Origin of the sequence: Sphingopyxis sp. L1A2A (assembly GCF_005502465.1) — a bacterium.
In the GTDB taxonomy this organism is placed as follows: Bacteria; Pseudomonadota; Alphaproteobacteria; order Sphingomonadales; family Sphingomonadaceae; genus Sphingopyxis.
Map to the genome: position 1 here is coordinate 16,569 of NZ_SCOT01000007.1, position 21,166 is coordinate 37,734.

A 21,166-nucleotide genomic window follows, 5' to 3' on the forward strand; every position below is an offset into this window, starting at 1 on the left:
AAGGCCCATTTATGACCACCCGCCTGCGCCATGTGGCGATCGCATCCGCCGACCCCGACAATTCGGTCGGCTTTTTCACCGACGTGCTCGGCTGGACGCTGGCCGGCAAGATCGATAGCCGCAACGCGCGGGGCTATTATGTCACCGACGGCCACATCAACATCGCGCTGCTATGCTTCAAGAACCGCCCTGCCGCGGGAATGGAATTTCCCGAAGGCTATACCGGGTTGCACCATATCGGGTTCCAGTGCGACGACATCGCCGCGGTCGTCGAGCGGTTTGAAAATTCGGGCTACGCGCCGCGCCACGACGTCAATCTGGCGCAGGGGCTGGGCAAGAACCCGGCCAAGGACAACGCCGAATACAAGATGACCGGCCCCGAAAATGTCATGGTCGATGTGTCTGAACGCGGCTGGGCCGGGACCGAAAGTTTTCAGGGCGCCCCCAAGGCACCCTGACCACGACGCGCTCCCCCACCAAAGAAAGGCGGCCGGAGGATCGCTCCGGCCGCCTTTTTATGTCCCTCATCGGCGGATGGGTTCGCGCTACAGACCCAGGAACGCTTTCGCATTGCCGCTCAGGATCTTCGCCTTCTGCGCGGCGCTCAGCCCGTCATGCCCCTGCACCAGCGAACCGATATCCTGTTCGCCGAGCGGGAACGGATGGTCCGACCCGAGCAGCACCCGGTCCTCGCCCATCACATCGACCAACAGGCTGAGCGCGCGCGGGTCGAACACCGCGGAATCGACGAAGAAGCGATCGACATAGCTCGACGGCGGATTGGGACAGTCGATGCGCACGATGTCGCGATGCTTCCACGCATTTTCGACGCGGCCGAGCAGAAACGCGAAACTGCCGCCGCCATGGCCGAAACAGATACGCAGGGTCCTGGGCAGGCGCTCGAACGCGCCCGACAGGATCAGTGACAGGATCGAAAGCTGTGTTTCGGCCGGCATCGCGACCAGCCACGGCAGCATATATTTTGGCATCCGCTCGCGCGCCATCATGTCCCAGGGATGGATCAGCACCGCGGCACCGACGTCGGCACAATGCGCCAGAAAGGTCAAAATGCCCGCGTCATCAAGGTTCCGCAGCCCCATATGGTTGCCGATCTGCACCCCCAGATGCCCCGCATCCATCGCGCGGCTGACTTCGGCGCACGACAGGTCGATGTCCTGCAACGGCACCTGCGCCAAGGCCTTCATCCGGCCAGGTGCATGGTCACAGAATGTCAGCGCCGCGTCGTTGAAACGCTGCGCGCACGCGAGCGCCTTGGCCGCCGGGCGGCTATAGCCGAACATGATCGGGGTGGCGCAGATGATCTGCAAGTCGATGCCCTGCGCATCGAGCGCCTCGACCCGCCGCGCCGGATCCCACAATATGTCGTCGACGGGACGAAATTCACTTGCGCCCTGCATGATGAACCCCGCCCCACCGCCGGCGTCGTGCAGCCATGGCAGGCCTTCGGTTTCGGCCCAGGTGCGGTACGCGGCGTCCATCAACGGAAAGAAATGGCTGTGCATGTCGATGACCGCCATTTTTTGTGAAGCCTCTATGGTCATGACTGTCGCCGCATCCCCGTTCGCCGTCGTGCCTGCTCGCCGATTTGGGCGCAGGCCATGACCGTGGGTAACGAGGCTTAGCTATCAACAATAATCCCGAGACTTGCCCTCGCTATTATAAAATGGCTATAACTAAGCCAAATCGGCGCCAGGGGGGCAAGATGCCAAAGTTCCACGAAAATTTTCTGCTGAGTCGGCTGAAATTGCGCCAGCTCCGCCTCCTGACCGCGATCGCTGACGAAGGCACGGTGCTGAAAGGATCGCAGGCGCTGAACATCGCCCAGCCCGCCGCGACCAAGAGCATCAAGGAGCTGGAGGACGCGCTGGGCGTCCAGCTGTTCGACCGGTCGTCGCGCGGGGTGACGCCGACCGATTTCGGCCGGGTGATGATCAAACATGCCAAGCTGATCCTGACCCAGCTGCGTCATGCGGGTGAAGAATTGCAATCGCTGGAGGAAGGCCTGTCGGGCCGCGTCCATGTCGGCACCTTGCTTGCCGCGTCGACCTCGCTGCTGCCGCGCGCCTTGGCGCGGCTGCGCGAACGGCGTCCCGGGATCGCGGTGACGGTCGACGAAGGCACGATCGATCGTCTGATGCCCGGGCTGCGCACCGGCGACATCGATGTCGTGCTGGGCCGCCTGCCCGAATATCGCGAGCGCGAGGGACTGCAACAGCAAGTGCTGTATCTCGATACCGTGTCGATCATGGTGCGCGAGGGACATCCGCTGACCCAGCGTAGCGGCCTGACGCTCGCCGACCTGATCGATCAGGCGTGGGTGATGCCGCCGCCGCAAACGTCGCTGCGCCGACAGGTCGATCATGCCTTTCGCCACGAGGGACTGGAACCGCCGAACGACGTCATCGAATCGGTGTCGATCCTGACCAACCATGCGCTGTTGATGAACACCGACATGCTGGCCACCATGCCGCATCAGGTCGGCATCGGTCAGGCGGGGCTGACCGCGCTGCCCGTCATCCTGGAGGGCGCGAATTCGCGCATCGGCGCGACCACCCATGCGCATGGCGAGCTATCGGCGGCGGCGAGTTATTTCATGGCCATCGTCCAGGAAATCGCCGCCGAAATCCGCGCCGAACTGGGGCAGGATCAGGATTTGGCCGACGATCCCGCGGCCACGCGCCGCCAGACGAAATAGGCCGCAGTTACCACGACCAGCCACGGCACCCCGGCGATCACCGCGGTCTGCCAAAAGTCCGCATCGAGCGCCATCGTCACCGCGATCGCGGCGAGCAGCGCCAGCCCCAATATCTGGGCATAGGGGAAGAACGGCATCTGTACCGGCAGGTCGGCGGCGCGATGCTGACGGCGGAAACGCAGGTGGCTGACCAGAATCGTGCTCCACACGAGCAGCCCACCGAACAACGTGATCCCGAACAGATAATTATACGCCAGCGGGGTCAGGATCGACACCGACGCCGCGGCGAGGATACAGACGCCGGTCAGCAATGTGGCGCGCATCGGCACCTTTTGCGCGTTCAACTGACCCAGCGCGCGCGGGGCATAGCCGCCGCGCGCCAGCGAAAACAGCATCCGCGACCCCATATAGATGCTGGTGTTCATCGCCGACAACGCCGCCGAGGCGACGACGAAGTTCATCACCCCCGCCGCATAGGGAATCCCGGCGCTCGCGAACATCTTCACGAACGGGCTCTCGGTGACAACTTTGGCGCCCGATTCAGTCCACGGCAGGAAGGCGACGATGATGAACAGCGCGAGGATGTAGAACAGGAACAATCGCGCCGCCATCGTGCGCAGCGCCGCGGGGATCGCGGTTTTCGGATCCTTCGCCTCGCTGGCGGTGCCGACGACAAACTCCAGCCCCATGAAGGAAAACAGCGCCATCAGCACCGCCATCCACACGCCTGAAAAGCCGTTGGGGAAAAAGCCGCCCGCGAGCCCGGTGACATTGTGCAGCCCGACCGGATCGCCGACGATGCCAAAGATGCGCGACAGGCCGACCATGATGAAACCGACGATCGCCGACACCTTGATCACGGTCAGCCAATATTCGACCGACCCGAAATTATGCACCGCGCGGGTGTTGACCCATACGACGACCGCGGCGCTGCCGATCGCCCACATCCACACCGGCGTATCGGGGTACCACCAGCTCATATAGATGCCGACCGCGACCGCCTCGCTGCCGATCAGCAGCACCTGCTGGATCCAGTAAGTATAGCGGACGATGAACCCCATCATCGGGCCAAGATAGATTTCGGCATAGGTACCGAACGACCCGGCGGTCGGGTGGACGACCGCCATTTCGGACAGGCTGAACACCATGATCACCGCGATCAACGCCGCGATCGCATAACTGACCAGCACCGCGGGACCGGCATAGCCGATCGCGATGCCCGACCCCATGAACAGCCCGGTGCCGATCGCGCCGCCCAGCCCGATCATGATGATCTGCGCCTTGGTCAAGCCGCGCTCAAGTCCGCCCTCGCGGTCCACAAAGGCCTGTTCGTCCATCGCCATTCCCCCTCGCCCTTCGGTCATGTGACGGCGTCGCGTGCCTGATGTTCGAGCTGTTTCCAGACGCCCCGATCCATGATCGTTACCAGCCGGTCGACGGCATCCCAGACGTCGGCATAGCCGACGTAGAGCGGGGTAAAGCCGAAGCGCACCGTGTCGGGGGCGCGGAAATCGCCGATCACCCCGGCGGCGATCAGCGCGCGCATGATCGGATAACCCTCGGCATGTGCAAACGACACCTGACTGCCGCGCGCCGCGGCCGCGCGCGGCGAAGCCAGGGTAAAGCCATGGGCGGAACACCGCTGTTCGACCAATCGAATGAACAGGTCGGTCAGCGCCATCGATTTGGCGCGGATCGCCGCCATGTCGGCCTGCAGATGAATATCGAGCCCGGTTTCGACGAGCGCCATCGACAGGATCGGCTGGGTGCCGATCAGAAACTGGCGCAGCCCCGGCTGCGGCCGATAGCCCGGTTCAAACGCAAAGGGTGCGGCATGGCCCCACCACCCGGTGACGGGTTGCAACGCCTGCCCCTGATGCCGCTTGGCCGCGAACAGGAAGGCGGGCGAACCGGGGCCGCCGTTCAGATATTTATAGGTGCAGCCGACCGCAAAATCGGCGCCCGCGCCATTCAGATCGACCGGCATCGCCCCGGCGCTGTGGCACAGATCCCAGACCGCGAGCGCCCCCGCGCCGTGAGCGCGCGCGGTGATCGCCGCCATGTCGTGGATATGGCCGCTCTTGTAATGGACATGGGTGATCGCGACGGCGACGGTGTTTTCGTCGATGGCGTCCGCAATCTCGTCCTTCTCGCACAATCGTACCGACACGCGCCCGCCGGTCGCCGCTGCGACGCCTTCGGCGATATAATTGTTGGTCGGGAAATTGCTGCCCTCGAGGATCAGCACGCCACGATCGGGCCGCATCGCGACCGCCGCCGACAAGACCTTGAACAGATTCTGGCTGGTCGAATCGCAAACGATAACCTCGCCCGCCGCGGCGCCAATCAACGGCGCCAGCTTGTCGCCCAGCCGCACCGGCAGATCGAACCAGCCGGCACTGTTCCAGCTTTTGATCAGGTCGGTGCCCCATTCGTGCGTCACGACACCTTGCGCCCGCGCGCTCGCCGCCTTCGGCATCGCGCCCAGCGAATTGCCGTCGAGATAGATCATCCCGTCGGGCAGCACGAACTGGTCGCGCATCGGCGCCAGCGCGTCGGCGCGATCCATCGCCTCGCACCAAGCGCGGTCGGGCGTTTCAGGAATTTTGATCGTGGCGGCTTGAAGCGTCATGGAAACATATCACCTTTGTCTGGGACATTTCGCGCATCGCAAAGCGCACGCCTTCACGCCCCATATTGCCCCGCCCCGCGCCGCCGAACGGCATGGCGTCGAGCCGGTAGTCGGTCGAATCGTTGATCATCACCCCGGCGACCCGCAAGCGCAGCGCCGCGTGGCGCGCGTGGCGGATCGATTCGGTAAAGATCGCTGCGTGGATGGCATAATCGGCGCGGTTGGCGGCGTCGATGGCCGCGTCGAGGTCGGTGAAACGAAACAGGCTGGCGACCGGGCCAAAGGCTTCGTGACAGGCAACGCGCGCATCGTCGGCGACGTTCGCCAGCAAGGTCGGCCGCACCAGCGTTCCCGCCCGCTCGCCGCCGGTCAGCAAGGTCGCGCCCTCGGCCACCGCCTCGGCCGTCCATGCGACGATCCGTTCGGCCTGATCGACCGAGATCATCGGCCCGATGTCGGTGGCGGGGTCGGTCGGATCGCCGACGCGCAAGTCTTTAACGCGCGCCACGAGCGCATCGCGAAAGGCGTCATGGACGGCTGCGTGAACATAGATGCGCTGCACCCCGATGCAATTCTGCCCCGCCGCGCCAAAGGCACCCGCCACGCAGGCATCGGCCGCCCTGGCGATGTCGGCATCGTCCATGATGATCACCGGACCATTGCCGCCAAGCTCCATCGCCAGCCGCTTGATCCCCGCCGCGCGGGCGATCGCCTGACCGACGCTGGCGCCGCCGGTAAAGCTGACCATCGCGACATCGGGGTGCCCGGTCAGCGCATCGCCGAAATCGCGCCCGCGCCCGGTCAGCAGCTGCAACGCCCCGTCGGGCAGCCCCGCCGCGAGCAACAGCCGCGCGAGCATGACTGCCACCAGCGGCGCCTGCTCGGCGGGTTTCAGCACCACCGCATTGCCAGCGCCCAGCGCCGGGCCAAGTTTGTGGCAAATCAGATTGAGCGGATCATTGAACGGTGTGATCGCAGCAATGACGCCCAGCGGTTCGTGGATATAATAGCCCGATCGCGCCTCGCCGCCCGGAACGCTGTCGAAGGCGATGGTTTCGCCCGCGAGCCGCGTCGCTTCTTCGGCCGACAGGCGCAGCGTGTTGACCGCCCGCGCGACTTCGCGCGCCGCGCTGCGGATCGGCTTGCCCGTCTCGGCGGTGATCGCGGCGGCGAAGCGGTCGGCATCGCTCGCCAGCACCGTCGCCGCATTGTGCAAGATACGCGCCCGCGCGCCGGTCGACAGCGCGCGCATCGCTTCCGCGCCCGCGACCGCGCTCGCCACCGCGCGATCGACATGACCCGCATCGGCGCAGGCCACGTCGCCCAGTGCTTCGCCCGACCAGGGGCTGATCACCGCCATCGTATCGCTCGCCGCTTCCCAGCGGCCGCCGATCAACAGCGATCGCCCGCCGTCGAACGCGACATGCATCATGGCTTGTCCTTGCGCAGGACCAGCCCGTCATATTCGCGGCTGTCGAGCAGGGCTTCGACGATCACCGGGCCGTTCGCGGCAAAACCCGCCTCCAGCGCGGCGCGGAATTCTGCCGGATCGCGCGCGACGGTCACCGGAACCCCGAACAGCGACGGCCCGCCGATCGTCCCCTCGGCGCGCACCGGTGTGCCGTAAATGGGGTTCTGCTTCTTTTCCTGCTTGATGCGGATCAACGCGAGGTCGTTGTCGGTAAAGATGACGATGACGAGCGGCAGCTTTTCGCGCACCGCGGTCGCCAGTTCGCCCGCCGTCATCAAAAATCCACCATCGCCCAGAACGCAGCAGACCGGCGTGTCGGGGCGGCAGAGCTTTGCGGCGATCGCCGACGGCAGGCCAAAGCCCATCGCCGACCAGCCGTTCGACATGATCTGGGTTCCCGGCGCCGGGGTGCGCCAATGCTGGCCGATCAGATGGGTATGCGCCCCAACGTCGCAGGTCATAATACCATCGTCGGGCAGCACGTCGCGCAGCACATCGAGCGCGGCGCATGGACTAAAGGCGCCTTCGCGCCCGACAAGCCGCGCAAACATTGCGTCCTTGCGCGCGCCAAGCGCCGCCAGATCCCAGTCCTTGGCGGCGGCAGGCAGTGCCAGCAGCGCATCGAGCGTCGGCGCAATCGTCCCCACTGCATCGGCGGCCAGCGGATGCACCGCGGTATCGATGTCGGCGGGCGCGATGTCGATGCTGGCGAGCGCCAGCCCGTCGCGCATCCAGTTTTCATAATTGAATTCGATCGGATCATAACCGACCGCGACGACCAGATCGGCCTCGGCATGGGTCACGCCCACCATGTCGGACAAGGCGTGGAACAGCACCCCGGCGTAATTCGGATGCGTTTCAGCCACCATGCCCTTGGCCATCGGCGTCAATAGTATCGGCAGGCCGAACCGTTCGGCCAGCGCCACGATGCGGTCCTGCACCCCCGCGTGAACTGCACCCAGCCCGATCGCCAGCACCGGCTTGCGGGCAGCGGTGAAAGCCGCGACGAGCGCGGCGACATCATCGGCGGCGGCGGCAGGCACCGGATCGGCGGCGACCGGCGGCATCTGCGCCTCATCGACCGCGACCGCGCTCATCCCCTGGGGCAGTCCGACATGCACCGCGCCGGGGCGGCCCGACAGCGCGATCCGCGCCGCTTCGGCCAGCGTCTCGACGGCGGTGTCGGGTTCAATACGCATCGTCGCCTTGGTCAGCGGCGCGAACAGCGCCTGATGGTCGATCCCCATCTGGATCGTGCGATTACGCCAGGGCGCGGGCATTTCGTCGGTCAGCGCGATCATCGGTGACCGGTCGAGCGTCGCGCCGCCGACGCCGGTGGCAAGGTTGGTCGCGCCGGGTCCAAAGGTGCCGAAACAGACGCCCGGCACCCCGGTCAGCCGGCCGCAAATATCGGCCATGAAGCCCGCGCCGCCTTCATGGCTGGCCAGCACGAAGTCGATGCCGTCAGTGGTACGGATCGCCTCCATATAATCGACCCAGCCGCCGCTCGGCACACCAAAGATATGGCGCACCCCCAGATCGCGGAGCGCCACAACGACATTGCGGGCCACATTGGTCGATTTCATGCGCGATCCTTCAAACAGAGCCAGTCTCGGCGACCGGCCTAGGCGCGTCGGTCATAAACAAATAATACCGAATGACCGCGTCGATATATTCCAGAGGTTATAGAGTGCCGGTCAGACGAAGCGGTTGGCGATCGCACCGATGCCGTCGATGCCGCCCGTCACCCGGTCGCCAGCGACGATCCGGCCGACCCCCGCCGGGGTACCGGTGTAGATCAGATCGCCTGCCTGCAGTTCGACATAGGTCGACAGTTCGGCGATGATGTCAGTCACCGGCCAGATCAGGTCGGCAATGTCGCCGTCCTGGCGCAGCTCGTCATTCACCGACAGCCAGATGCGCGCCGACGCGGGATGGCCGACCTCGGCCACCCGCCGGATCGGTGACAAGACTGCACTATGGTCGAAACCCTTGGCCATGTCCCACGGGCGCCCGCCCGCCTTGGCATCGGCTTGCAGGTCGCGGCGGGTCAGGTCGTTGCCGACCGCATAACCAAACACCGCCGCCCGCGCGTCATCCTCGCCGATATTCGCGCCGCCGCTGCCCAGTGCCACGACCAGCTCGATTTCGTGATGCAAGTTGGCGGTGCGCGGCGGCATCGCAATATCGGCGCTCCCCGTGATGACTGCATCGGCGGGTTTGGAAAAGAAAAAGGGCGGTTCGCGGTCGGGATCGCCGCCCATTTCGCGCGCATGATCGGCGTAATTCTTGCCGACGCAAAATATGCGCCGGATCGGAAACCGTTGATCGCTGCCGTCGATTTCGGCGGACGGGGTTGCGACCGGAAAAACGAGATTCATGATGCGCCCTCTTCTATTCAAGCCGGCGGATAAAGCACCGCACGGCACTGGCCCAGATCGGCGCCACCCAGGCCGCTTTGCTTGTCGGCGTTCCATGGGCTGCCCATCTTGTCCTCGGGCCGATACCAAAAGCCGTAGAGCTTGTCGTTCGCCGCCACCAGCGTCGCCGAACCGATGCTACCTTCCTCGTTCGAAAACCAGGCAAGCCGCATGATCCGGCCGAACATCGTGCCGCGCAAGGTGCCAAGGCCATCGTTGTAGCACCCCAATATCTCGTTGCCGCGCTGGCGCAGCATGATCGGGCCATATTCGTGCGAATAGACGCCGCTGATGTCGGCAACCGCCGCGGCGCCGCGTTGTTCGAGGTCGCCGATCACCGCGACGTCCGACAAGCGCGTTGCCCCGCGGCCCGCCCAATTGCTGTCGACGCGCAGCCGCAGCCAGCGCGCCAGGCTTTCCCTGGGCAGTTTGACGACGGTCTGCGCGTCAGCCTTCGCTTCGCCGTCAACCAGCACCGCGAACGGCCCCTCGGGTCCGGCGGTCGATCCGAGCAGCGCAAAGCGCCGCACCGGCGACCCTTCGGCGGTCTGCGACATCGACCCGTCCTCGCGGACCACGGGCTCGAACCGGCTGTCGATTGCGACCGCATCGATCTTGCCATGGCCCGCGAGTTCGAAATTCAGCGTGTGCGGAAAGCGGATCGTCTTTTCGGACAGCCAGCCATAGGCCGGTCCGCCATCGACCAGATTGATCGTGTAGGTCGACCAATGCCGCTTCGTTTCGCCCTGATCGGCTTCGGCGATGCCGCCCCAGCTGATGTGCAGGATGTTGTTTCCTTCCGGTTCGGCAGCCTTCTCTGCCGCCTTTTCTGCAGGCGCGCCCGAGCATCCGGCGAGGAGCAGCGCTCCCGCCAACCCAATCTTCCATTCGTGCATGATTTCGGTCCTTCAAGATCGACCTAGTGACGTTCGGGCCAGATTCGTTTCGGGGCGGCGAGACGCGGCTTGCCAAGCAGCGGACTCGACAGCGCATAAACGCCGTTGACCGAAAAGGCCCAGATGATGTTGCGATCATATTCGGTGAACACCGCGAAGGTCGAATTGCCGAACGTATAGTCGGGCACCTCCTCCTTGGTCGGGAAACGCGGGACGAAATAGCCCGCAATGCTCGGCTTCGCGGGGTCTTTCACATCGAAAATCTGGATCCCGGCGTTGTAGAAGGCATAGATGGCAAGACCCTGGCGTCCGCCCTCGGGCTGCCCCAATCCGCCCGACCGTTTCGGCCCGAAGCTGCCGCGCCGCTGACAGAAATCGGTGAAGGACGCACCCGGCGGCGGCACCGGCCGCGGGAATTTCGCCGCGACCTTCGGGTTGGCCGGATCTCGAACGTCGATTGAGAAAATGTCCTTGAACGGCTCGTAACAATTCTCGTTCATTGGATAGCCGTTCGAGAAGACAAAGCCGGTGCGGTCATATTGGCTGACATCGACATTGTCGAACTCGGTGCCGGCATAGCTTGGCGGCACGCTGAGGTGGCCGAGCGTCTTCGGCGCCGCCGGGTTAGCAAGGTCGAAGGTGTAGAAGCCCAGCCCGCCCATGCCGCCGAAACCGATCCGGCCGCCCGCCTCGATCGGCTTGGCCAGCACGATCGGGTTGCGCGATCCCATCCAGCTCGTCCGGTTGCCCGCGCGCGGGTTGGCGAGATAGGCGGCCTCGCTGTCCTTGTCGCCCAGCCGCTGCCCCGGCACGCTGATCTGCGACACGAATTTGGGGTTGGCGGGGTCCGCCATGTCCCAGACCTGATAACCGGGCGAATAGAGATAGTCGGGATATTCGGTCAGCGAATAGCTGTCGTCGGGCGCCGCCGACAACAGCATATATTTGCCGCCCCACCAGGTCGCCGCATCGAGCGCCCCCGATCCCTGCTGCTTGCCGATCGGCGCGTCGGGGTGCTGATAGTCGGTGGTGCGCGTCGCGATCATATCCCACGTATCGGGGGTCGGGCCGTTCATCACGAACACCTTGAAACCCTTGAGCGAATTGTAATTGCGCTGCGCCGCGACCTTGTCGGGCTGGCGCAGCTTGTCGTCCATCAGGCCAAAGCGCCCGATCTCGTAGGACGCGACCAGCACATTGCGCTGCAGTTTCTGGTTCCACGCGATGGTGACGCCGCCGAAATAGTCGGTGACGGCCGATGCATCCCAATCTTCGCTCGAACCCTTGGCATCCCAGACGCCGCCGCGCGACCACACGATTTTTGCCTTGGCCGGATCGGTGACGTCCATGATCCGCAGATAGTCGCGGTCGTGGGTGTAGAGGTATCTTTTGCCGCCGAAATCGACGACACTGGCCCACGCATGCCAGGGCGAGGTCACGCCGGGATAAAAACCGATCACCTCGACATTTTTGGCGTAACTGTTCTGGTCCCAATGATCGAGTTGGCCCGCAAAATTGGGCGCATTGGTGGTCAGCGGGGTCGCGACCGGGTGACGAAATGCGCCGGTCGCCGGGTTCATGCCATAATCGACATCGGGCACCGGCGGGCGCGGCGGGTTTTCGGGCGCCGCCTCGTGCCACGCCTTCAGATAGGGATCGACGATGTTGACCGGACCGGTGGCATGACCGCCTTCGCCGCTCGCCGCGGTCAGCACGGTGGCATAGAGCAGCCCGGCGATGACCGCCGCGCCGCTGCCGATGATCCTCACTCTGCGTTTCATCGGCATGTCCCCATTGTGTTGATCCAAGATAGCATGGCCCCGGCCCGCCCTAAAAGCGGAACCGCGCCGTCACGCCATAGGTGCGCGGCGGGATGTAGGTGCCATAGATGGTACCGAACAGTTCGAGCTTGCTGGTATAGTTCAGCTCGTTGGTCAGATTCTTGACCCAGGCGGTGACCTCCCACTTGCTGTCGGCATCGCGCACCCCGATCCGCGCGTTGAGCAAAATCTCGCTGTCGAATTTGAGGATGGGGGTGTTCGGATTGTCGAAGAAATTGGCACCGGTATATTGGAAATCGCTACCCGCGAGCAGGACGATCGTGTCGCTGATCGGCTGGTCGAGATTGGCCGAGATACCGAACGCATGTTTGGGGGTGCGGCGACAGCTGTTGCCGTCCAGGTCGGTGCCATCATCGTCGATGATCAGCTCGCCGGTAAAATTGCACCGCGAATAGGCATAGTTGCCCGACACGCTGAAACTGTCGGTCAACCGCGCCTGGACATCGAGCTCAAGGCCATAAGCGCGGGTGCCGTTGGCGGCGTTGAACACGAAATTGTCGGGCGGCAGCCCCGGACCGGGCGACAGGAACTGGTTGGTCTGGAGATTGTCGTAGAGCGTGTAGTAACCCGCCGCGTTGATGAACACGCGCCGGTCGGCGAGCGCCAGCTTGGCCCCCAGTTCAAAACTATCGGCGGTTTCGGGCTCGAATGACACCAAAGCCTCGGCGGGGGTGTTCGCATCTTCACCGGTCCAGCCGCCGGGCTTATAACCTTTGGCATAGCGCGCATAGAGCGTCACATCCCGGCTGGGTTCAAAGCGCAGCGTCGCGCTGGGCAGCCACGCGTCCCAGCTGCGCTTGTCGGTAACGGTGAAATTCACCGGTGCGCCTTCAAACGAGTCGCCCGACCGGTTGTTCGAATAGCTTTTGCGGTCATAGGCATAGCGCAGCCCGGCATCGAAGGTGAGCTGGTCGGACAGGCTGTAGCTGACTTCGCCAAACACCCCGATATTGTCGTTCTTCGACGTCGTGACCGTGTGGTTCGAGCCGGGAAAGGGCGACGCCGGAGTGCCGCCAAAGGCCATGGCGAAAGCGAATTCGGTGATCGCCTGGAAATCGGGGAACAGGAAGTTCACGTCCTCGCCGCGGCGGATATTTTCGCGCAGATAATAGACCCCGCCCTCCAGCCGCAGCGGGCCGCCATCATCCCATCGCAGCCGCAGTTCCTGCGAAAACTGCTTCACATCCTCGGCCTTGCCGCTGTCGAAATAGCTGTCGGGGACCGTCGCCAGATAGGTGCCCAGCCCCGCCACCATCGCCGGCGTGATGTCGGGCGCGTCGGTCGCCGGATCGACCGCAAAGTCAAAGAACAGCCCCGACCCATCCTCGCGCGCCGCGAGCGAGGAATCGCGATAGGCGGTCTGCGACGCGATGCTTAGATTGTCGCTCGCTTCCCAGTCGATCGATCCGCTGACCCCATACATGTCCGAATTTTGATAGCCGGTGAAATTATGCGCGCCCTTGCGGCGGTCGGCGCTCTGGAAGGGCGCGTTGCGGTTCGGCAGCACAAATCCGGGCAGGCTGGCGATCGGCGGGGCAAAGAAGCTGTTAAAAGTGACTTCGTTGCTGTCGCCGGGCACGATAACATCGACCCAGCGCGCGCCGTCGCGGTGGCGGGTGTAATCGGCCGACAGGTTGATATCGAGCGTCGCGCTCGGCTGCCAGCGCAGCTGGGCGCGAACCGATTGGACATTCTGGTCCTCTTCGTCGCCGCCGCGCGTGTTGATCGCATAGCCGTCATGTTTGCGCGAACTGACGACCAGCCCCAGCCCCAGCGTGTCCGACACCGGCCCGCGGACCGAGGCCGCGACGTCGAGCTTGTCGTAATTGCCATAGGTCGCCTCGAAACGGCCCTCGAAAGTGTCACCGGGTTTTTTGGTCACATAGTTGATTAGCCCGCCGACGACGCTCTTGCCAAAGCGCAGCGCCTGCGGCCCCTTGAGCACCTCGACGCGCTCAAGATCATAGAGGTCGAGCAACGATCCGGTGCCGCGCGACAGATAGGCGCCGTCGACGAAAATGCCGACCGCGCCGTCGGCACCGGCGCCCTGAATGTCCGACCCGATGCCGCGAATGAACAATTCGGTGTCGACCGCGCGCTCGGCGCTCAGCTTGAGGCCAGGAATGCGATAGGCGATTTCCGAAAAATCTTTGATCCCTGCTTGCTCCAGCGCGGCGCCGCTGAACGCCTGGACCGAAATCGGCACGTCCTGAAGGCTTTCTTCGCGCTTGCGGGCGGTCACGACAATCTCGTCGTTCGCCGATGCTGCGACGGCCGCGTCAGGCGCGGATTGCGCCAACGCCGCTCTCGGCGCGGCACAGGTGGCCACCGTTGCAAGCAGCGCCCAGCGCATCGTCCGACTTGATCCCATTATCCGTCTCCTCAGCGGCCGGTCGCGCTTTGCCTCCGATGGGCAAGCGTCTGTGTCGGCCTGTTGAAATTGCCGTCTGGACGTTACTGGCGTTTATATATCGATATAATAGATTTTATATTAGCTGATATTCATGTTTGGCCATATCTGTCGATCGCCATTTGGCCCGGTTGCGCGCTGTCGATATCCCCAACCCATTATAGCGGCCCGGCCATTCACGATTGGATCAATCGCGCCCCGCGGCCGACAAGCCTGTCTTAATCGCAATATGGGAGGCTGATATGCGGCGTATCGAACGTGGGTTTCCGGGCGTCGGCTGCGCTCTGGCGCTTTTGATGGCCAGCGTAGCCGCCCCCGCTCTGGCCAAGGACGACCCTGCGGAAGGCGCCCTGCCCCAGCCGCCGCTGACCGCGGCGCAAAGCGACATCCCTGATCCCGATATCCGCGCCTGGTGGAACCTCACCTATGACCGCAAGCCCCCGGCCCCGTTGCCGGGCCAAGACTATGGCATGGACGCCGCGACGGGGACGTTCCGGCATCCCAAAGCGACGCCGCTGGTCCGCACCGCGCCCAACTTCCCCGGCCAGCTCGATCATTGGGACCAGAAATCCTACCGGAAAAATGTCGAGGTGCTGGCCTTTTACGACTTCATTCCGTCGACCGGCCACACCTGGCAGACGATCGTCGATTTCGGCAAAAAACGGTACATGTATGTCTATTACCGCTCGGGCCTCGGCATCTTCGACATCACCGACCCGCGCCATGCCAAGCTGGTCTTTCGGCGCGGCCAGCGCGTCGTCGCGCATGGCAAGCGCGACATTGTGAACCCCTATGCCAAGACTGACGGGTTCGGCGCCGCGAATGTCCAGTGGCACCAGGGGCTGGGCAAATATGTGATGGTGCAGGCCTTTGAAGTGCCGCGCTATGGCGTCATGGACGAGAAGTACCGCGAGCCCAAAGGCGTCGATACGCTCAAACATTGGCAAGGGCTGAAGGGTTTTCGCGTCTATGCGATGGACGGGCCGCTGCCCGACCAGTGGCAATTGATCGCCGAACGCACCACCGACTATCGCCACCCCGATGCGCCCTATGGCGAGCAGCAGGGATCGGGGGCGCTCGACATTCCGGCGTGGACCGGCGGCAAATATATGTTCCTGTCGACTGCCCCCGACGACCGGTTCGTGCTGACCGAGTTCGCCGACTATATCTATACCCCCGGCTATCAGGTGTGGGACATGAGCGATCCCGCCAACCCCGCCTTTGTCAGCCAGTTTGCCGCGCCTGGGCAGATCCTCGGCGATCCCGACCATGAGGCGGCCTATCTGATGAACCCGCGCGCCGGCAACCGCACCTCGTGGTTCGGATCGCGGATGCCGCCGTTCATGACCAAGGCGCCCGATGCGGGCGGCAAGATCGCTTTCGGAGCGATGGCCGGGCTCGGGCTCTATGCGCTCGATGTCAGCAACCCCACCGAGATCAAGATCGTCGGCCATGTGAACCAGGTGCCGAAATTCGCCGGGACCGAGTTCGATAATGTCGACCTCAGCCAATATGAGCGGACCGGCTATATTTTCAGCAACGGCTATCCGATGAACGACGAATGTTATGAACCCTATAAGGACATCTTCGTCGTCGATGCGCGCGATCCGGCGCATCTGAAGATCGCGGCGAAATTCCCGCGGCCGACCCCGCCCGCCGACGCCGGCTTCACCGATTATTGCCAGCGCCGCGGCAGCTTTGGCCCCAAAAGGTCAGGCTATCTGACCCAGCCGGGCCGTTTCCGCGACGGCCTCGTCTCATATGCCTTCTACAACGCCGGGGTGCAGATCTTTGACGTCAAGGATCCGACCAAGCCGGTGATCGCCGGATATTTCGTACCGCGTTTTCCCACCGACGCGGAAACCGGCGGCGAATCGCAGGGCAATCTGACCTATGGCGTCTATGCCGAATATGACCGCAACATCCTGTGGGCGTTCACCAACCATGGCTTTTACGCGCTGTCGTCGCCGTTGCTCGGCAAGCCGGTGTTCAAGGCGCCCGAAAGGCCTTGGCCGCCGCGGCCCTAGCGCCGCGCAGGCATGTGCCGGTCGATCAGCATCGCTCCCGCCGCCAGCAATATCAGCGCGCCCGCGAGCATTGCGAAGAACAGCAGCATTCCGCCCGGCTGCGCCAGCAACATCCCGGCGCCGAACGCGCTGAGGATCGCGCCAACGCGGCCGAAGGTGATCGAATAGCCGATCCCCGCCGCGCGGCACTCGACCGGAAAGACATGCGCCGACAGGGTCAGCAGCAGCACTTGCAGCGACAAGACGGTCGCCCCCGTTGCCGCCAGACCGAGCAGGATGAGCCCCGGCGCGACGCCAGGCGTGTGCAACAGCGTTGCCCACAGCGCGAGCGCCGCCATCGCGGCGCAGGCGGTGCCGATCAGCGTCGCGCGCGACCCGATCCGCAGCATCAGCCAGGTCAGTGCGAAGGACGCCGCGACGCCCGAGAGATTGAGGATCATCGCACCGCGGATCGCACGCTCCATCGGAAAACCGGCGTTCGACAGCAGCACGGGCACCCAGCTGAGCAGCGCATAGACCCCCATCAACGCGGCAAAGAAAGCGATCGCCATGCCAAAGGTCGCGCGGCGTAGCGCCGGTCCGAAAACCTGACCGCTGGCCGCTACCACCGGCGGCGGTGCGAACGGCCCCCGTGCCGCGCCACCCGCCGCGGCGATCATCTGCGCGATCCGGTCATCCGCTCCCCCGCGGCGGGCGAGCAGGATCGGCGATTCGGGCAAGCCATGCAGCATGACGAGGCACAGCAGCAGCGGCAACGCGCCGCCGAGCAGAAACGCCGCGGGCCAGCCATAGGCCGGGATCAGCCATGATGCGATGCCCGCGCCGATGATCCCGCCGCACGGCACCCCGACCGAGATCACCGTGACCGCATAGTGGCGCGCGCGCGTCGGCATCCATTCGGCGACCAGCGCGGTGGCGTTGGGCACCGCGGCGCCCAGCCCCAGCCCGGTAACAAAGCGCAGGATCGAAAAACTCGTTACGCCCGTGCACAGCGCGGTCAGCATCGCGGTGGCCCCGAACCACAGCACCGCGCCGATCAGCGCCGGCCGCCGTCCGAACCGGTCGCCGATGCGTCCGCCGATGCTGGTGCCGAACGCCATGCCGACCAGCGACGCCGCCATCACCGGCGCCAGCGCCGCCGAGCCGATCTGCCAGTCGGCGAGGATTGCCGGGGCGGCGAACGCCGCGAGCTGGATGTCGAAGCCGTCGAGCAGGATGATCGCGGCGACCAGCGCCAGCACCCGGGCATGGAACGGCCCGAACGCCAGCTCGTCGATCGTCGTCTGAATTGGCACAGTCGTCATGGTCGCGCTGCCCCCTGCATCCATTGGCAAACGGCCCACCGCCCGCACCGCGTCAGGGTCGCCGGTCATAGGAATTCGACCGGACCGCTTATGCCGCCCGTGCGCAGGATCGATCGATAGGCGGCGGCCGCCATTTCGCTGCCCGATACCCCCATCGCTGGCTGGCGGCGCTGAATCGACAGCTGCGAACCGTCGCGGCCGCGCGCTTCGACCGTCAGTTCAAGATGATCGATCGCGGGGTCGGCAATCAGCCGCGCGCGGCAGCGGTCGAGCCCGGTGGTCGCCAGCGCGCAGGCAACCATCGCGTTGACATTGTGCGGATAGCGCGCTGCCGCGTCGCGGACACTGCCGTCAAACAACAGGCTCTCGCGATCCGGCCGCGCCTCGCCAGCGCCCAAACTCGCGGGCGGCTTGCGAAAGGTGATCGTGACACCCTCCCACATCTCGCGCCATTCGATCAGACTGTCGAGCCCGACGAGCGCACCATGCGCGATCAGCAGCGATTGCCCCGATTGCGCCGCCGCATCGCAAAGCCGCTCGCGCAGCGCATCATCGGCAAGCGCGGTGAGCGACAGCGGCAGATAGTCGGCAAAGGCCAGAAACGTGGCGCCATGATCACGGGTCACATCAGGACCAGCCGCTTCGACGATCAGATCGGGGGCGAAGTCCGCCGCCCCGGCCAGGTCGTGCAAAATCAGCTCGGGCGGGATCGCGGTCAGGCGAGACGGCGTTCGATTGTGGACGAACACCACCTCCCCCGACCCCGGGTCCGCGGCGATGCGCTGATAGAGTTCGGCCCCGATAAAACCAAAACCGATCAAACCGATGCGCATCGCCGCGGCCTTGCTAGCGGATCAATATTTCCACCGCAGCGTCGCGCCATAGGTGCGCGGCGGATTGTAGGACACGAGCACCGATCCGATCACGTCGGATTTGCCCGATTCATACAGTTCGTTGGTCAGGTTCTTGGCCCAGAGGCGCAGTTCCCATTTATCGTCTTCGGTCGCGACCCCGATCGAGCCGTTGAGGACGCCGACCGAATCCTGCGCCGTACGCAAACCATTTTCATTGTCGAAGAAGAAATCGTCGGTCCAATTATAGTCGGCGCGCACAAAGCCGTTGAGGCGGCTGCTGAGCGGCACCGTCACATCGCCGCCGACGCTGAACGAATTTTCGGGCGAGCGGCGCAGAACATTGCCCTTGAGGTTGGTCGGCACGGCAACGTTGCAGAAACAGCTGAAGTCGAAGCGCAGTTCGGTGCTGATCAGGTCGCCGGTAATCTTGGCGTCCATATAGGTGTAGTTGGCGAACAGCGTCAGCCCCTCAACCGGCACCAAAGCGGTTTCCAGCTCGATCCCCTTCACCCGCGCCTTGCCCGCATTGGCGATGACATTGTCGGCGGGCAGATTGGGGTCAAAGATCACGAACTGCTGCGTCTGGAGATTCTTATACTCGGTCCAGAAACCGGTGACGTTGAAACGCAGCCGGTTGTCGAGCCAGGTCGTCTTCGCCCCGATTTCGTAATTCCAGGCATATTCGGGGTTATAGGACACGCGCGCTTCGCCGGGGTTGGTGGCATTTTCGCCGTTCCAGCCGCCCGATTTATAGCCCTTGGACACCAGCGCATAAAGATAGGCATCTTCGCCCGCCTGCCAGTGCAGGTTGATGCTGGGCGTCCAGGCGTCCCAGCTCTGTTTGTCCGACGCCGAGAAGCTGCGCGTGAAATTGCCGTTCTCATCCTCGAAATCGGCGCCCAGAAAATCGCCGATCGTCTCGCGATAGACCGTGAAACGCTTGCTGTCCTTGGTGTAGCGGATGCCCGCGGTCACCCCCAGCCTGTCGGTGAAATCATAGGTGCCTTCGAGGAACGCGGCATAGGTGTCCGACTTCAGGCCAGTTTCGGCAATCTCGCGGCCCTGCGCGAAAAAGCGGACGAAGATGTAATCGGCATCCTCGACGCGGTCGACCTGCTCATGCTGGTAATAAACCCCGGCAAGCAGGTTGAACGCCCCGTCCCAGTCCGAGCGGAACCGCAATTCCTGCGAGAAGCTCTTTACCTTTTCATCTTTGTTGTTGATGAAATAATCGTCGTTGAACCGGGTACGGTCGAACCCGAAGAAATCGATGCGGCCATCGGGACCATAAGCGAGCCGGGTAAAATCGATAAAGCTGCCGGCGTCATTATTGACGACCTTGAAGCTGCCCTCGCGATAGGCGCTGATCGCGGTCAGCGTGCCGGCGCCGCTGTCCCAATTGACGCTGAGATGCACGCCGCCCAGATCGGCGTCCTGCTTGCCGTCGATGTTGTTCGGACCGCGGCGCCGATCGGGATTCACGAACGGGATATTGTGGGTCGACGGGGTCTGGATATCGACCCATTTTCCGCGCGCCCGCCGCCGCGTCAGATCGCCGGTCAGCAGGATGTCGAGGCTGTCGTTGGGCTGATAACGCAGCTGAGCCAGCGCGCCGAACGCCGTCAGATCCTCGACGTCGTTGCCCGTGAAGCTGTTGAAGGCATAACCGTCGTGCCGCCGCGCCGTGGCGGCGATGCTGCCCGACAATCCCTCGGCCAGCCCGCCCGCCACATTCGCCTTGACGTCAAAGCCGCCATAATTGCCGATCCCCGCTTCGGCGCCGGCGCGAAATTCGTCGGTCGGTTTGCGGGTGATGTAGTTGATCGCGCCGCCCACGACATTCTTGCCATAAAGCGTGCCCTGCGGCCCGCGGACGATTTCGACGCGCTCCAGATCGAACAGTTCGATCGCCGTGCCCTGCGCGCGCGGCAGATAGACGTCGTTCAGAAAAAAACCGATCGCCGCGCTCGACGCGGCGCTCTCGATGTCGGTGCCAATCCCGCGCAGAAAGATATTGGGTTCGGACACATTGTCCGGGTTAAAGGTAAAGCCGGGGACACGATTGGCGATCTCGGAAAATTCGTCGATGCCGGCCTTGGCCAGCGCATCGCCGCTGAGCGCCGCCACCGACACCGGCGCCGACTGCAGATTTTCCTCGCGCTTGCGCGCGGTGACGACGATTTCTTCCAGCCCGACGCTGCTCGCGCCCGCCGCATCCTGCGCGATCGCGACCTGCGGGCTGGTCATCGCGGTCGCCATTCCCAGCATCAACGCCGCGCGGCCCTTGGTCATTTTCTTGTTCATTGCGTCCCCCTTTTGCCCAAGACAAACCGCCGACCAGCCTGTGCGCCGCGTCTTCCCGGCACGTGACAGAGGGGTGAATGTCTCAGTTCAGACACAAGAAGGTTATCGGGCCGGGTCTATATGAATAATAATAATGCAGCCCATTACTATAGGATTTGATTATATCACGACCGAGTGCTCCCAGCCGCCCAAACACGCCGCCGCACGACCTCAAGGCCTTTTCAAGCGCTTGGGCTTCACCCATCCCGGCAAAGGCTGATCGCCGGTCCCGGCCAAAAGCGACCGTGATGA

General features: G+C 64.1%; 15 protein-coding genes. 3 read left to right on the plus strand and 12 right to left on the minus strand.

The features are described 5' to 3' along the window. Positions 1–11: 11 nt before the first annotated feature. The gene (locus tag FFS68_RS06430; RefSeq protein WP_137752370.1) at positions 12–458 is read left to right on the plus strand and encodes a VOC family protein; all 447 of its coding nucleotides are present in this window, start codon (positions 12–14) and stop codon (positions 456–458) included. A gap of 87 nt (positions 459–545) precedes the next feature. On the opposite strand, the gene FFS68_RS06435 is transcribed toward FFS68_RS06430, so the two are convergent. Next, positions 546–1,538, minus strand: a complete 993-nt coding sequence (locus FFS68_RS06435; protein WP_137752371.1) for an amidohydrolase family protein — start codon at positions 1,536–1,538, stop codon at positions 546–548. 185 nt (positions 1,539–1,723) lie between these two features. Between FFS68_RS06435 and FFS68_RS06440 the strand changes: the two genes are divergently transcribed. Then, positions 1,724–2,716: a LysR family transcriptional regulator gene (locus FFS68_RS06440; RefSeq protein WP_137752372.1), complete on the plus strand. Its 993-nt coding sequence runs from the start codon at positions 1,724–1,726 to the stop codon at positions 2,714–2,716. Here FFS68_RS06440 and FFS68_RS06445 read toward each other — a convergent pair. The 8 genes from FFS68_RS06445 to FFS68_RS06480 form a co-directional block, all read right to left on the minus strand. Next, positions 2,668–4,059: an amino acid permease gene (locus FFS68_RS06445; RefSeq protein WP_137752373.1), complete on the minus strand. Its 1,392-nt coding sequence runs from the start codon at positions 4,057–4,059 to the stop codon at positions 2,668–2,670. The two genes, FFS68_RS06440 and FFS68_RS06445, sit on opposite strands and share 49 nt — an antisense overlap. A gap of 17 nt (positions 4,060–4,076) precedes the next feature. After that, the gene (kynU, locus tag FFS68_RS06450; RefSeq protein ID WP_137752374.1) at positions 4,077–5,348 is read right to left on the minus strand and encodes a kynureninase; all 1,272 of its coding nucleotides are present in this window, start codon (positions 5,346–5,348) and stop codon (positions 4,077–4,079) included. Further along, on the minus strand, positions 5,314–6,780 hold the full coding sequence (locus FFS68_RS06455) for an aldehyde dehydrogenase family protein (RefSeq protein ID WP_249340049.1): 1,467 nt from the start codon (positions 6,778–6,780) through the stop codon (positions 5,314–5,316). Before FFS68_RS06455 ends, kynU begins: the two co-directional genes overlap by 35 nt. Next, complete coding sequence (locus FFS68_RS06460) at positions 6,777–8,405, minus strand: thiamine pyrophosphate-binding protein (protein WP_137752375.1); 1,629 nt, start codon at positions 8,403–8,405, stop codon at positions 6,777–6,779. The genes FFS68_RS06455 and FFS68_RS06460 overlap by 4 nt, the downstream gene beginning before the upstream one ends. Before the next feature lie 111 nt (positions 8,406–8,516). Beyond that, positions 8,517–9,200 carry a fumarylacetoacetate hydrolase family protein gene (locus FFS68_RS06465; protein ID WP_137752376.1) on the minus strand — a complete coding sequence of 228 codons (684 nt, stop codon included), beginning with the start codon at positions 9,198–9,200 and terminating at the stop codon, positions 8,517–8,519. A gap of 17 nt (positions 9,201–9,217) precedes the next feature. Beyond that, positions 9,218–10,135 (minus strand): hypothetical protein, encoded by a 918-nt coding sequence (locus FFS68_RS06470; protein WP_137752377.1) that lies wholly within the window; start codon positions 10,133–10,135, stop codon positions 9,218–9,220. Positions 10,136–10,158: 23 nt separating this feature from the next. After that, positions 10,159–11,916, minus strand: coding sequence for a hypothetical protein (locus tag FFS68_RS06475; protein WP_137752378.1), 1,758 nt, complete (start codon positions 11,914–11,916; stop codon positions 10,159–10,161). A gap of 49 nt (positions 11,917–11,965) precedes the next feature. Then, the gene (locus FFS68_RS06480; RefSeq protein ID WP_137752379.1) at positions 11,966–14,347 is read right to left on the minus strand and encodes a TonB-dependent receptor; all 2,382 of its coding nucleotides are present in this window, start codon (positions 14,345–14,347) and stop codon (positions 11,966–11,968) included. A 281-nt stretch (positions 14,348–14,628) separates the two neighbouring features. Here FFS68_RS06480 and FFS68_RS06485 point away from each other — a divergent pair, with 281 nt between their 5' ends. Next, positions 14,629–16,413 (plus strand): hypothetical protein, encoded by a 1,785-nt coding sequence (locus FFS68_RS06485; RefSeq protein ID WP_137752380.1) that lies wholly within the window; start codon positions 14,629–14,631, stop codon positions 16,411–16,413. On the opposite strand, the gene FFS68_RS06490 is transcribed toward FFS68_RS06485, so the two are convergent. The 3 genes from FFS68_RS06490 to FFS68_RS06500 all read right to left on the minus strand — a co-directional run bounded on the left by FFS68_RS06490 (position 16,410) and on the right by FFS68_RS06500 (position 20,875). After that, a complete protein-coding gene (locus FFS68_RS06490; RefSeq protein WP_171003765.1) occupies positions 16,410–17,717 on the minus strand; it encodes an MFS transporter in 1,308 nt (435 codons plus the stop codon). The two genes, FFS68_RS06485 and FFS68_RS06490, sit on opposite strands and share 4 nt — an antisense overlap. 65 nt (positions 17,718–17,782) lie before the next feature. Further along, the gene (locus FFS68_RS06495) at positions 17,783–18,550 is read right to left on the minus strand and encodes an aspartate dehydrogenase domain-containing protein (protein WP_137752382.1); all 768 of its coding nucleotides are present in this window, start codon (positions 18,548–18,550) and stop codon (positions 17,783–17,785) included. Positions 18,551–18,571: 21 nt separating this feature from the next. Continuing rightward, complete coding sequence (locus FFS68_RS06500; protein ID WP_137752383.1) at positions 18,572–20,875, minus strand: TonB-dependent receptor; 2,304 nt, start codon at positions 20,873–20,875, stop codon at positions 18,572–18,574. Between the last annotated feature and the right edge of the window lie 291 nt (positions 20,876–21,166).

Bases quoted from the DNA above. Each gene is read 5' to 3' on its own strand.
- FFS68_RS06430 (WP_137752370.1), top strand. From the start codon at position 12: ATGACCACCCGCCTGCGCCATGTGGCGATCGCATCCGCCGACCCCGAC.
- FFS68_RS06435 (WP_137752371.1), bottom strand. From the start codon at position 1,538: ATGGCGGTCATCGACATGCACAGCCATTTCTTTCCGTTGATGGACGCC.
- FFS68_RS06440 (WP_137752372.1), top strand. From the start codon at position 1,724: ATGCCAAAGTTCCACGAAAATTTTCTGCTGAGTCGGCTGAAATTGCGC.
- FFS68_RS06445 (WP_137752373.1), bottom strand. From the start codon at position 4,059: ATGGCGATGGACGAACAGGCCTTTGTGGACCGCGAGGGCGGACTTGAG.
- kynU (WP_137752374.1), bottom strand. From the start codon at position 5,348: ATGACGCTTCAAGCCGCCACGATCAAAATTCCTGAAACGCCCGACCGC.
- FFS68_RS06455 (WP_249340049.1), bottom strand. From the start codon at position 6,780: ATGATGCATGTCGCGTTCGACGGCGGGCGATCGCTGTTGATCGGCGGC.
- FFS68_RS06460 (WP_137752375.1), bottom strand. From the start codon at position 8,405: ATGAAATCGACCAATGTGGCCCGCAATGTCGTTGTGGCGCTCCGCGAT.
- FFS68_RS06465 (WP_137752376.1), bottom strand. From the start codon at position 9,200: ATGAATCTCGTTTTTCCGGTCGCAACCCCGTCCGCCGAAATCGACGGC.
- FFS68_RS06470 (WP_137752377.1), bottom strand. From the start codon at position 10,135: ATGCACGAATGGAAGATTGGGTTGGCGGGAGCGCTGCTCCTCGCCGGA.
- FFS68_RS06475 (WP_137752378.1), bottom strand. From the start codon at position 11,916: ATGAAACGCAGAGTGAGGATCATCGGCAGCGGCGCGGCGGTCATCGCC.
- FFS68_RS06480 (WP_137752379.1), bottom strand. From the start codon at position 14,347: ATGGGATCAAGTCGGACGATGCGCTGGGCGCTGCTTGCAACGGTGGCC.
- FFS68_RS06485 (WP_137752380.1), top strand. From the start codon at position 14,629: ATGCGGCGTATCGAACGTGGGTTTCCGGGCGTCGGCTGCGCTCTGGCG.
- FFS68_RS06490 (WP_171003765.1), bottom strand. From the start codon at position 17,717: ATGACGACTGTGCCAATTCAGACGACGATCGACGAGCTGGCGTTCGGG.
- FFS68_RS06495 (WP_137752382.1), bottom strand. From the start codon at position 18,550: ATGCGCATCGGTTTGATCGGTTTTGGTTTTATCGGGGCCGAACTCTAT.
- FFS68_RS06500 (WP_137752383.1), bottom strand. From the start codon at position 20,875: ATGAACAAGAAAATGACCAAGGGCCGCGCGGCGTTGATGCTGGGAATG.